General features: G+C 36.4%; 8 protein-coding genes. 5 read left to right on the top strand and 3 right to left on the bottom strand.

The features are described from left to right. The first annotated feature begins 163 nt into the window (after positions 1 to 163). Positions 164 to 1,276 carry a pectate lyase family protein gene (locus BHE19_RS08315; RefSeq protein ID WP_070906691.1) on the top strand — a complete coding sequence of 371 codons (1,113 nt, stop codon included), beginning with the start codon at positions 164 to 166 and terminating at the stop codon, positions 1,274 to 1,276. Between the two features lie 321 nt (positions 1,277 to 1,597). Here BHE19_RS08315 and BHE19_RS08320 read toward each other — a convergent pair whose 3' ends face one another. From BHE19_RS08320 to BHE19_RS08330, 3 genes are all read right to left on the bottom strand, one after another. Next, positions 1,598 to 1,981 (bottom strand): DUF3037 domain-containing protein, encoded by a 384-nt coding sequence (locus BHE19_RS08320; RefSeq protein WP_017498237.1) that lies wholly within the window; start codon positions 1,979 to 1,981, stop codon positions 1,598 to 1,600. Further along, positions 1,971 to 2,753, bottom strand: coding sequence for a HipA family kinase (locus BHE19_RS08325; RefSeq protein WP_070906692.1), 783 nt, complete (start codon positions 2,751 to 2,753; stop codon positions 1,971 to 1,973). Before BHE19_RS08325 ends, BHE19_RS08320 begins: the two co-directional genes overlap by 11 nt. Before the next feature lie 343 nt (positions 2,754 to 3,096). Further along, positions 3,097 to 3,942, bottom strand: coding sequence for an NAD(P)H-hydrate dehydratase (locus tag BHE19_RS08330; RefSeq protein ID WP_070906693.1), 846 nt, complete (start codon positions 3,940 to 3,942; stop codon positions 3,097 to 3,099). 259 nt (positions 3,943 to 4,201) lie between these two features. Between BHE19_RS08330 and gcvT the strand changes: the two genes are divergently transcribed. From gcvT to BHE19_RS08350, 4 genes are all read left to right on the top strand, one after another. Beyond that, positions 4,202 to 5,284: a glycine cleavage system aminomethyltransferase GcvT gene (gene gcvT / locus BHE19_RS08335; RefSeq protein ID WP_070906694.1), complete on the top strand. Its 1,083-nt coding sequence runs from the start codon at positions 4,202 to 4,204 to the stop codon at positions 5,282 to 5,284. Between the two features lie 235 nt (positions 5,285 to 5,519). After that, positions 5,520 to 7,550: a S41 family peptidase gene (locus tag BHE19_RS08340; protein WP_070906695.1), complete on the top strand. Its 2,031-nt coding sequence runs from the start codon at positions 5,520 to 5,522 to the stop codon at positions 7,548 to 7,550. A 137-nt stretch (positions 7,551 to 7,687) separates the two neighbouring features. Next, positions 7,688 to 8,401, top strand: coding sequence for a YebC/PmpR family DNA-binding transcriptional regulator (locus BHE19_RS08345; RefSeq protein WP_017498232.1), 714 nt, complete (start codon positions 7,688 to 7,690; stop codon positions 8,399 to 8,401). A gap of 334 nt (positions 8,402 to 8,735) precedes the next feature. Beyond that, positions 8,736 to 13,460: a hypothetical protein gene (locus BHE19_RS08350; protein WP_070906696.1), complete on the top strand. Its 4,725-nt coding sequence runs from the start codon at positions 8,736 to 8,738 to the stop codon at positions 13,458 to 13,460. Position 13,461: the final 1 nt, after the last annotated feature.

Genomic DNA, 13,461 nt, shown 5'->3' on the forward strand with positions numbered 1-13,461 from the left:
ATAATGCAATCGATTACACAAAAATATACTTTTTTGTAATGTAACGGCTACCGAAAACACATTTAACAGTAAATTATTTTCAAAACATTGAACTTGTTCAACTTTTTTCATGCTAATTATAAGCAGATTTGCACTATTAACTATTTAACCAAACTTAATTATTATGAAATTTAAATCAACAATCTCAGTGTTTCTATTGACATTGATTTTCGGTTTTGCAGCCTGTAATACCGAAGAAATTGCTACCCCGAAAAGTAGTGAAAATGCTACTATCGAGACCTCTACAACAACTTCCGGCAATTTGACGGCAAAAATTGGAAACTGCGCCCAGGTTCCGGGATGGGCTTCTCAAAATGGAGGAACAACCGGTGGAGGTTCCTCTCAAGAAGAAGTAGTTTCGAATTATACACAACTGAAATCGGCTATTGAAAACAGTGCAGTAAAAGTGATTAAAGTTACCGGTACTATTACGGTTACTACAAGATTATCACTACAGGATCAAAGTGGCAAAACCATTTACGGTGCAAGCGGTGCCAAACTGGTTTCGACCAACCAAACGAAAGACGGTTCAGGTATCATCAATATCAAAAGATGCACGAATCTGATTATCAGAAATCTTATTTTTGAAGGTCCGGGTGCTTATGACACAGATGGCTGGGACAATGCAATTTTAGATGATTGTCAAAATGTATGGGTAGACCATTGTGAATTCAGAGATGGGGTTGACGGAAACTTCGACATCAAAAATAAATCAGATTTTGTTACGGTTTCGTATACAAAATTCGGTTATTTAAAAACTCCTAAAGCCGGAGGTCCCGGAGGTTCTGACGATCACAGGTATTCTAATTTAATTGGTTCCAGTGATGGTGCAACTGCCGATCGTGGAAAATTAAGAATCACTTTCGCTCGCTGCTGGTGGGCTCCGGGCTGCAAAGAAAGAATGCCAAGAGTGCGTTTTGGAAAAGTACATCTGGTAAACAACTTCTTTAACAGTACGGTAAGTAATAAATGTATTGCCGCAGGTTTTGAAGCGAGTCTAAATGTAGAAAGCAACGTTTTTGAAGGTGTAAAAACTCCTATCGATCTAATGAGCGGTTTTACTGCTGTTACAGCAACAGACAATGTTTTCACCAATACAACCGGAAATCAAGCCGGAAGTGGTACTGCTTTTACTCCACCCTATTCGATCGTAAAACTGAACAAAACTGCTGTTAAAGCTGATATCTCTGCCAATGCAGGAGCAACTTTAGGCGGCAATATCTGCGGATCGTTTTAATCAGTTACAAATAATAAATACAAGTTAGTTTTATTTTGGAACCATGGATTACAGTTTTGTAGTTCGTGGTTTTTTTGTTTCAGGTTATTTTGTTTCACGTTTCAAGTTTCAAGTTTCACGTTTCAAGTTTTAGGTTTTAGGTTTCAGGTTTTGATGCAAAAACTACAATGATTTTAATCTGTTTTGAATTTTATGAAATATAAAAGTTCGCAAAGCTTTACCTAAAAACTTTGCGAACTTTGCGTAATTCTTTGTGTCCTTTGCGGTTAAAAAAAACTTTGCCACTTTGAACCTTTGAACCTCTGCAACTTTGAACCTCCTCTAAAGCACCAATTCTTCAAATAATCTCTGAATCGTCTTTTCTAAGTCCTGACATAAGCCCGGATGAGGTCTTGACGTTTGTATTGCAGAACTTCTAATGGCTGTGAGCCATCTAAAACGTTCCGGAATCTCAAATTCAGCGATCGGTCCGCCGTCTTTTGCTCCATTAACAATCTTTTCTAATGACGTTAAATTACATTCTAACTGTTCGATGTCAAAGTCGGCAGAAAGAGCTTGTATTCTTTCTTTATTCAGATGAAAAAGAACTTTTATGAATTTCTTTTTTTTGCAAAACAAAATGATTCCGATATTCAGAAACTCTTCGCGCTCTACTCTAGGCACCACGCGGATTACGGCATACTCATATAAGTGATTATCTTGCATTTTGCGCCTGGTTTACAAAGATTTCTGAATGATTTAATCGGGTCTGCAAAAACTGCAAATACACATTTCGCAAGGTTTCCGGTTCTTCCTCGGTATCTTCCCATTGCAGCCATTCCAGTGGAATTGTATTTACAATCTCTTCTAATATTTCGTGCGATAAAAGTGCTTTAAATTCAGCATCTACCTCCTTTAAAAGCGAAGCTTGCGGCAATAAAACATGATCTTTAATTAATGCAAACGGACTTTTGGCATGCTGTTCCCAATTGTTCCAGGAATGATGAAAATACAAGCACGCTCCGTGATCAATCAGCCATAATTCTTTATGCCAAATTAGCATATTTGTATTTTTGAAAGTACGATCGACATTGGTAATATAAGCATCCAGCCAAACAATTTGTGAAGCCAGCTTAGCATCAACGGTGGTCACAACAGGATCGAATGTAATGGCTCCCGATAAAAAATGGAGTGCCAGATTTAATCCCTGACTTCCCTGCAGTAAATCCTGAATTTCTTCATCAGCTTCGGTTCTTCCAAACGCTTCGTCAAGATTGGCGAAAACTAATTCCGGAAGCTGTAATTTTAAGGCTTTTGCAATTTGTCCACCCACCAATTCGGCAATCAAAGCTTTTACACCGTGACCGGCTCCTCTAAATTTTAAGACGTATTTAAAATCGTCATCGGCTTCTGCCAAAGCAGGTAAAGAACCTCCCTCGCGCAATGGCGTTATATAACGCATGACGTTTACTGTTCTGAGATCGAAGTTGTTTTTCATTTTTTTCTAGATTCAAAGATGCTAAGAAACTGAGCTACTAAGTTTCTAATCTTTGAGATTACAAACTTACGTTTTTTGATTTTAGATTATGCAGACCAAATTTTAGATTTTTTCTCGTTCGTGCAGATCAAGCAGCTTTATTCTCAGTTTTGGTATCCTGAGCGAAGTCGAAGGACACTTACTTAGACTTACTTAGACCTACTTAGGCTTGCTTAGTTTTTTTACCGCAAAGTTCGCGAGGGTTTTATCATTTAGTTTTTTTTTTGCATAACCTAAAGGTTCTCAAGGCTTTGCGTAAAACTTTGCGAACTCTGCGTAAAACTTTGCGAACTTTGCGGTTAAATTAAACCAAACTCAAAAAAGCTTTTCCCAAATACTTAATAATAGTAGAAGCTGTAAAAGATTCATAACCTGTTTTTGGCAACGCAATATCGGCTGTAAGTCCGTGGAGGAAAACGCCTAGTTTTGCTGCGTATTTAGGTTCGTAGCCCTGAGCCAGTAAGCCTGTAATGATTCCGGTGAGGGTGTCTCCGCTTCCGGCAGTGGCTAAAGCTGCATTTCCCGTGGTGTTTTCGTAAATCTCAGTCTTAATGATGATGTAGGTTGGTGCGCCTTTCATGACCATAATTACTTTGTACTTTTCTGAAAAAGCAATCGTTTTTTGAAACTTTTCCGATTCTGAATTCCACTTACCTATTAAACGCTCGAGTTCTTTCGGATGTGGTGTCAGAATAGTATTTTCAGGAACTAATTCGAGCCAGGTTAAATTTTCTGCCAGAATATTCAGGGCATCAGCATCCAATACTAAAGGAGATTTGTTTACTCTTAAAAACTCAAAAAGCGCTTTTTGAGTACCCAGCTCCACTCCTATTCCGGGTCCAATTCCGATGGCCTGAGGTACTAACGGAAGATGAATGCTGGTCAGGAAATTAGTGTTTTCATCAGTTATTACCATCACTTCCGGAATCGAGATCTGCAGAATTTGATAGCCGCATTTGGGTACAAAAACCGTTACTAGTCCGCAACCTGATTTTAAACAGGATTTTGATGCTAAAACTGCCGCTCCTACTTTTCCGTAACTTCCGGCAATGATAACCGCATGCCCCTGAAGTCCCTTATGAGTTATAGGATTTACCGGTTTGAGAAATTTTAAAACCTCTTCTTTTGTAATTAGAAATGGATCTTTCATCGGACAGATTTTATTACTTAAAGTTACATAAAAAATTAAAGATGTAGGCACTTTGTAAGATCCTAAAGTCAGATTCTGTTGTCGCTAGTATCTTTCTTTCATTCCTTAGAAAAACAAAACGCAAAAAAACTATTGAAACTGCGGGATATTGCTTCGTATGCATAAATCGGGCAAGAATATTGCGAATTTTAATAATTTAGTATATAAATCTTCGATATTTTTTAAATAAATTTGCGACACAATTTTATAAAACAACACAATGAAAAATACTGCGCTTACGCACATACATGAGAGTTTGGGAGCGAAAATGCTACCTTTTGCCGGATACAATATGCCTATTACCTATGAGGGCGTAAATGCTGAACACGAAACAGTTCGCAACAGTGTGGGCGTTTTTGACGTTTCGCATATGGGAGAATTTTTGTTGACAGGTCCAAATGCTTTGGCTTTGATTCAAAAAGTAACTTCAAATGATGCTTCGACTTTAACGATCGGAAGAGCACAATATTCTTGTCTGCCAAACAACGAAGGTGGAATTGTAGATGATTTGATTGTATATAAAATGAAAGAAGAAGAGTATTTACTGGTTGTAAATGCTTCAAATATCGAAAAAGACTGGAACTGGATTTCTTCGCACAATGATTTGGGTGTTGAAATGAAAAACATTTCTGATGATTATTCTTTATTGGCCATTCAGGGACCAAAAGCGGTTGAAGCTATGCAGTCTTTATCTTCTATCGACTTAGGAGCTATTACATATTATCATTTTGAAGTAGCTGACTTTGCAGGATTCAACGATGTAATTATTTCTGCAACTGGTTATACCGGTTCTGGCGGATTTGAAATTTACTGTAAAAATGCCGATGCTGAAGCTATCTGGAATAAAGTTTTCGAAGCGGGTGCTGCTTTCGGAATTAAACCTATCGGATTAGCTGCTCGTGATACATTACGTCTTGAAATGGGATTCTGTTTGTACGGAAATGATATTAACGATGCTACTTCACCTTTAGAGGCAGGATTAGGCTGGATCACTAAGTTTACTAAAGATTTTACCAATTCTGAAAATCTGAAAAAACAAAAAGAAGAAGGTGTTACCCGTAAATTAATTGCTTTCGAAATGCAGGAGCGTGCGGTACCAAGACATGACTACGAGATTGTAGATGCTTCAGGTGCTGTGATTGGTGTAGTAACTTCGGGAACTATGTCTCCTTCTATGAACAAAGGTATTGGATTAGGATATGTTACGGTAAACAACAGTACTGTTGACAGCGATATCTTTATCAGAATCAGAAAAAATGATGTAGCTGCAAAAGTGGTTAAATTACCTTTTTATAAGAAATAATATTTTATCCTAAATATTCTAAAAATGCATTGCTTAACAAGTGATGCATTTTTTTTATAGTTTTTTTTCTGCCACAAATTCACAAATGATTGTAAATAAAAAAGGCTTCCAAATTTGTGAATTCGTGGCGGAAACTTTGCAGAATAAAATTTATCTGAATGTAAGAATTTTTAGAAAAGTATATCCTTTTATGAAAAAATAAACGTAATTTTAGTCTGAACGAAGATTCCGATTTATGAAAAAAATAGCACTGGCGTTGATTCTAACCACAAATATTCTATTTAGTCAAAGTGGCGATTCCACTTGCGAAATAGTCAACAAAATAAATGCCATTATTCAGGAAGATCACATCCGACCAAAACCCGTTGATGATAGCTTGTCGATTTTTGTTTTTGATAATCTGATCAACGAATTAGATCCTTCCCGAAATATTTTTTTTAAAACGGAGTACGATGAAATGGCAGAGAAATACCGCAAAAACCTGGACGATTTTATTCTTAGTAATGATTGCAGTTTTTTAGCTGATATTACTTCCAAATACAAAGAAAGTCTTTTGAGAACAAAAAAGGTTCTTGAAAAAATTCAAACCGCACCTATCGATTACAGCAAAACAGATACGATCCGGTTTTATAAAAAATCATTTCCTTTTTACCTTAAAAAAGAAAACCTTGAAAAAGTATGGCTTAAAAAAATCCGCTACCAGATTTTGGATGAGATAGCCGAACTAAGTGACAATTTAGATTCAATTAAAGTCAATTTTCAGTCGATAGAGTCCAAATCAAAGAAACTAATTTTATCCAATGAAATATGCCGAATCAATACACTTTTAGAGACAAATGTCAGACAGGAAGAAAAGTTCTACAATTTCTTTTGTACCTACTTTGATCCGCATTCTGCCTATTTTAGTGACGATTCTAAAACGAGCTTTGTGGCATCACTCTCTAAAGAACATTTATCTTTAGGAATGACTGTCAATTTAAATGAAAAGAATGAAATCATTGTAGCCGAAGTTGATCCTAATGGACCCGCTTATCAAACAGGTCAGATCAAAAAAGGCGATCAGATCATTTCAATATCCAACCAAAAAGAAACTTTGCAGGTTTCCTGTGCTTCGCTGGAATCTATCTCCACTTTGATTTTATCGGAATCTAACAAAAGCATCACACTAACTTTAAAACGAAACTCGGGTAAAAGCTTTGACGTTTATATCGAAAAAAAGGTGATGAAAGACGAAGAGAATTCTGTTTTTAGCTTTATTGTTGGAAAGGAAAGTAAAATTGGGTACATCAAAATTCCAAGTTTTTACGCTGACTTAGAAGGCAATAGTCGTAAAGGCTGTGCTGATGATGTGGCTCGCGAAGTTATAAAACTGGAAAGAGACAATATAAAAGGACTCGTAATTGATTTGATTGACAATGGCGGCGGATCGATGGAAGAAGCAATAAAACTAGCCGGAATGTTTATTGACTATGGACCACTTTCTATAGTTGTAGATCGTAATCAGGGAAAATCGATTATCAATGATCCTTATAAAGGTTTGATTTATAAAGGCCCGATAGTCATTCTGGTCAATAGCAATACTGCCTCGGCAAGTGAATTCTTTTCCTCTATATTACAGGATTATAACCGTGCTTTATTATTAGGAAGTACTACGCTTGGGAAAGCGACCATGCAAACCATTCTTTCGCTTGACGAAACTAAAAACACTGATTTTTTAAAAATTACAATTAACAAATTTTACAGAGTTACAGGTAAAAGTCATCAATATATCGGAGTAAAACCGGATGTAATTCTTCCTGAATTCTATGAAAATGTTTATCAACGAGAAAGCAATTTTCCTACCGCCATTAAAAATGATAGTATCACACCGTCTTTAAAATTTAAGCCTTATGTAAAAAGAGCCCTAATCGACAAATTAGCTCAAAATAGTACAACAAGATTGGCAGACAATTACTTTTTCAATAACATAAAAGAAATCAATCAAAAAATTGATAAACTTATCAATACTCCAAAAGCCGAAATACCGATGACTATAGACGCTGTCTTCAAACAGAAAAAAGTAGTGAACTCACTTTGGACCGAAATCAATACTTTTAACGATGAAAACAACCCTCTGGATGTGTATAATTCTACGGTAAATCAGTTTCTGCTGGGTGTATACCCTAATGACAAAACAATCAACCAATACCAGATTGACAATCTAAAAACGAATCCCTATCTAAATGAAGCCGTAAATGTTATTAATGAGTTTAATGCGTGGAAATAGTTTTCGGTACTCAGTATTCAGTTTACAGCATTCACTTTTAACTTCTAACTCCTAACAATCACTAAAAAAAGAATACAATTGATTTTGGAAAAATAAGGAATAACCGTATTTTTGCCACACAAAACTAAAAATTAGAAATGGGAAGAGCGTTCGAATTTAGAAAAGGAAGAAAAATGAAACGTTGGTCAGCAATGGCTAAAACATTTACCCGAATTGGTAAAGATATCGTTATGGCCGTTAAAGAAGGTGGTCCCAACCCGGAGGCCAATTCTAGATTAAGAGCTGTAATACAAAATGCAAAAGCCGCTAACATGCCTAAGGACAATGTCGAGCGTGCGATAAAAAATGCAAGCAATAAAGATACTGCCAACTATAAAGAGATTCTGTTTGAAGGATATGCTCCACACGGAATTGCTATTTTAATTGAAACAGCATCTGACAATAATAACAGAACGGTAGCCAACATCAGAAGCTATTTTAACAAATGTAACGGAACAATGGGAACACAGGGTTCTGTTGAGTTTATGTTTGATCATACTTGTAATTTCAGAATTACAAAAGGTGAAATTGATGCTGAAGAATTAGAGTTAGAACTAATTGATTTTGGTGCCGAGGAAGTTTTTGAAGACGAAGACGGAATTTTAATCTACGCCCCTTTTGGAAGCTTCGGAGCTTTACAAAAAGAACTGGAAAACAGAGGTTTGGAGATCTTATCTTCAGGATTTGAACGTATCCCTCAAATTACAAAAGAACTTACGGAAGCTCAAATCGCAGACGTTGAAAAACTAATCGAAAAAATCGAAGAAGATGACGACGTAATGAACGTTTATCACACCATGAAAGAAGAGTAAAAACTTATATTTCAACACCATACAAAAAACTCCGGATTTCTCCGGAGTTTTTTTTTGCCCTAATGTGGAAACCCGTAAAGAATATTCTTAAAGATTGCTTATGTTTGGCAAAATTTTAACAAAACCAAACTTAACAAAATGACTATAAAGAAAATAAGCCTCTGTTTTTTATGGCTTTCAACCTAAAACCTAATACTCCGAAAAGAAAGTATAGCACCAATAAACTTCTCCTTTCCTGTTAAAAACGATATCTGATTAAGGAATTAGAACTACTTCGGTTTGAATCCCTCATGAAATATATATTGCCTAATACCACAACCAAACCTACTAAGACTTGAAAAAAACTACTCTTAAGTTATTTCCTTTTATTGCAAGTATTATTTTATTTTTAGTTAGCATAAACTGCTTTTCTAATACTTCTGATACCATTACCAATTCAAAGAAGGTTTTTATTTCTAAAAATCTTCCAAAAGACGAAATTGGTCTGTTAAACAATTCTCTTAGCTATTACCAGACTCCAAAAAGCGAATTCACAAATGACTTCTTAAAAAAGAACTTTCCGGTTTCACAAGAGACCAATAAAGATCGTGATTTGGCCATGTCTGTTTTTAAGGAAATTGCCAAAAACGATAACCTTACTGATTTATTAGAGCCTAAAAAATTATCTATGCTTCCTCTTGGTATAAAAAAGACCATTGGAGGTATACAATACATGCTTGGTATTAGCAGCGCCAAATTCACTCCTGAATATACGGAACTGACGGCTTTTGTAAAAATCGTGATCCCACAAAATGATTCACTTGGAAAACCAAAAGAATTGTTTTTTGGTGCTAATGGTATTAAGCTTTCTCATAAAGGCGGATTGGTTGGGGCAACGAATTTAGTTTTACTCGGAGATGTTCCCATTAATATAAATGGTCAAAATGCCTTACTTATTTTAAAAGGAGGTATGGAGATGTCTACAGGAGTTGTACAAAAAAAGACTTATGTAACAATTGACTGTAATGGTTTTAAGGAACTCGGAATTGCAGCGGATGTTGAATTTTCAAGAAACTTTCTCGAACCTGTCGACGATGATTACAAGCTTATCCCCGCTCCTAATCGTGTGCGAGGTTCATTTCAGACCATAGTATCCAATTGGAATGATATTCTGATCGAGATATCACTACCCAAATTTCAGTTGACTTCTTATCAGGGCAAAGGCCCTGCTTTTGAGTTAAACAATGCTGTAATTGATTTAAGTGATATTAGAAACTCTGATAAAATCGAATGGCCGGATGCAGATTATGTAAAAGATTATCTGGTGCCTGGTAACGAAAATTTATGGAGAGGTTTTTATGTCAAATCTCTAAAAGTTGTATTACCGGAGCAATTCAATAAAAGAGACGAAAACAAGAGAGTTAAATTTGAAGCCGCCAATCTCTTAATCGACAGAATGGGGGTTTCCGGAAAATTTATAGGTGATAATGTTTTTAGCCTTAAAGAAGGAAGTGCTTCAGGATGGCAGTTTTCATTAGACCATATTGAGATGGAATTCAGGGCCAACTCATTAACAGCTGCCGCCTTCAATGGTGAAATTGTTTTACCGGTTTCTTCAGAAGAAAATACGCAATGTGATCCTAAATCGAGAGGAAGATTAGCTTACAATGCCATCATCAACCCTGTCGACAACGAATACATTCTTAAAGCTGATGTAACCAACAATATTTGCTTTCAGGCTTTTAAAGCGACCGCTTCTTTAGAAAAAAACTCTTATTTGGAACTAAAGGTAAAAGACGGGAAGTTTTTACCAAAAGCGGTTCTTTACGGAAGTTTAGCATTAAAAGGCAGCAATAAAAATACTACTGCGGCTGAACTTGCTAACTCACCCATTAAATCTTCTGAAACCACTAATGCTGATGGAGAGAAAAAGGAAGCTATTAATTTTAAAGGAATCATTTTCCAGAATTTAACCTTACAAACTGTTGTGCCTTATCTAACGGCAGATTATTTTGGTTACAAACACATTCAGGAAAAAGATGCCGCAGTAAGTAATTTTCCTGTTACCATTAACGAAATTTCTCTCGTCGCTACAGATGTATCTGCCAGTCTGAAAGTTGATGTTGCCATTAACATCATGAAAAATCAGTTTAACGGTCAAACTAAATTTTATGTGATTGGGTCGTTCGACAGAGAAAAGGGAATTCAAAAATGGAAATACGAACGCATTAAGTTTGAGGAAATAAAAGTTGCCGCAGACTTAGGTGGTGTAAAATTTAAAGGAAGCATTGCCATAATGGATAATGATCCTGTTTATGGAAATGGTTTCAAAGGAAGCGTATCGGCCGATTTTACAGGAGGTATCAAAGTAGAAGCCAATGCTATTTTTGGATCTACTACTTTTAGATATTGGTATGTAGATGCCATGGTAGACAACTTAAATATTCCTGCCGGAGCCATTACTTTTAAAGGTTTTGGTGGTGGTGCTTATTATCAAATGAAAAAAGACGGCTTTAGTTCTTCTTTTGTAGCATCGAAATCAAATTATGTACCTGACGCAGATTCAGGATTGGGAGTTAAGGCAATGATTAAGTTTGCGGGTACTGCAACAGCAAATGCTTTTTGGGGAGGTGCCGGTTTCGAAATTGCTTTTAATAAACATGGCGGTCTTAATAGAATCAGTATTTATGGAGAAGGGCACATCATGCAGCCATTTGAAATTCCAGGGGCTGATGAACTAACAAAAGCCTTACAGACGGTTACCGAAAATGAATCGTTAATGGGTACGATCGCAACTGAAGCATTAAAAACAAGCAATTTATCGGCCGCAGCAGAACAACTTTATCCAAATGATGTAAAAAACAGTATGGGGATCAATGCCTTTGCTGCAATCGAATACGATTTTAGAGCCAAAACATTACACGGTACCTTCGATTTATATATTGATACTCCGGGTGGTTTTATACAGGGCCGTGCTTCCGGTAACAGAGCGGGTTGGGCCGTTTTACACTTTGGTCCGGACAAATGGTACATCCGTGCGGGTACTCCTACGGATCGCTTGGGTATAAAACTGGCTATTGGATCTGTCGAAGTTGAAGCCGGTGGTTATTTTATGCTTGGAGATGATATTCCGGGCAGTCCTCCTCCACCCGATATTGTTGCAAAACTTTTAAGAGTTGATGTTGCTAAACTGAATTATATGCGTGACGAAAACAGCATTGCTTCAGGAAAAGGATTTGCCTTTGGTTCTGATTTTAGCATTAAAACCGGAAACTTGAGTTTCTTAATGTTCTACGCCAATTTCCAAGCTGGATTTGGATTTGATATTATGGTTAAAGATTATGGAGAAGCACAATGTAAGGGCTCAGGACAAATTGGTATAAACGGTTGGTACGCTAATGGTCAGTCGTATGCCTATATGCAAGGGGAACTTGGAATTAATATTAAACTGTTTTTTATACGAAAGAAAATATCCATTATAAAAGGTGGAGGTGCTGTTTTATTACAGGCCAAACTGCCAAATCCGGTATGGATTCGAGGCTATATGGCTGGTGAATTCAGCCTTCTTGGTGGTGCCGTAAGAGGTAGTTTCCGTTTTAAACTTGAATTTGGAGAACAGTGCGAATTCATATCTGCAAATCCGTTAGAAGGTTTAAAATCTATTGCCGATATCACTCCTGCTCAGGGAGCGAAAGATGTAGATGTCTTTACCGTACCTCAGGTTGGATTTAATATGCCTGTCGATAAAAACTTTAATATTGAAGGAGATGACGGGGTTAAAACCTATCGCCTCAAACTCGAAGAATATACCGTCAAGAAAGGCGGAGTTCCAGTCGTTGGTAACTTAAGCTGGAACAAAACAAATGATTTAGTAAGTTTTAATTCATTTGAAATATTACCTGAAAAATCAGAATTAACCTTAACGGTAAAAGTAAGTTTTCAGGAATATGCAAATGGTGCATGGAAAACCATTATGGACCAGGGTCAGGTGGCAATGGAAACAGAAACCAGAACTTTCACGACAGGTGTGGCACCAAATAACATTCCGGTAAGCAATATTGCTTATAGCTACCCTGTTTTTGATCAAAAATATGTGTATCAAAACGAGAGTAAAGAAGCGTATGTTGTGCTAAAAATTGGACAGGCATATTTGTTTGATCTGAAACCGGGACAATCACAAAAAGCAACCTATAAAACCGGAAGTAAAACGACAAATGGTACTATAGGTTACAAAGCTGATTCAAAAAAGGTAATCGTTAGTTTACCCGCTTTAGAAAACCTAAAACCATACAGTTTATCCTTAATGACACTGGAAACTACAAAAGACGCTAATGCCAACCTTAATGAAAGTTTTGACAAGCAGGATCTTGGTACCAATGCCAATGTAGAAGTTAAAAGTAATAAACTGGCAGAAACATTAACAGGTGGTCAGGGTGTCGAATTGCTGCAATACAATTTCAATACCAGTCAATACAATACTTTTCAGGAGAAAATGACTGCTAAGAAAGCACGTAAAACGCACATCGAAATTATCGAAGCCGATATTCATGCATTGCATGCCGAAAACACCGCAACTGAAGCTTTTGATGAAATCGAAATCGCCGGAACACCACAATCAATGAACGTTCCATTGGTAAGTGTTGAGGCTTTATTAGACGACAGCTATTTTAAGAATGATATATATCCATTGATTTATCAGGGATATCCTTTAGAAGCCGATTTAACTTTAAACAGAAATACGAGCCTTTTAGGAAATCCTCCGGTTAGAGGGGTGGAAATAATCACTTCTTACCTGTCAGATTTAATAAATAATCCAAAAAGTTCTTATTTAAGAGACAGGCTGCCGTATCGCTACAACCAACCTTTTTACTATAAGGACGATTTTATCAAAATTCAGTATAAAGTAGTTAATAAATATTTGAACAGTCAGAATAGGGCTATGATCGATAAGTATAATTACATCATAACAGGAAGATTTCCAATGATAAAAGATGGCACTTACAATGTCAAATTAAATTATATACTTCCTGGTGGACAAGCTGGTACCAGTTCAATTTTTACATTCAATAAAACAAATTAGC

It is taken from the genome of Flavobacterium tructae (assembly GCF_001853485.1).
Classification (GTDB): domain Bacteria; phylum Bacteroidota; class Bacteroidia; order Flavobacteriales; family Flavobacteriaceae; genus Flavobacterium; species Flavobacterium tructae.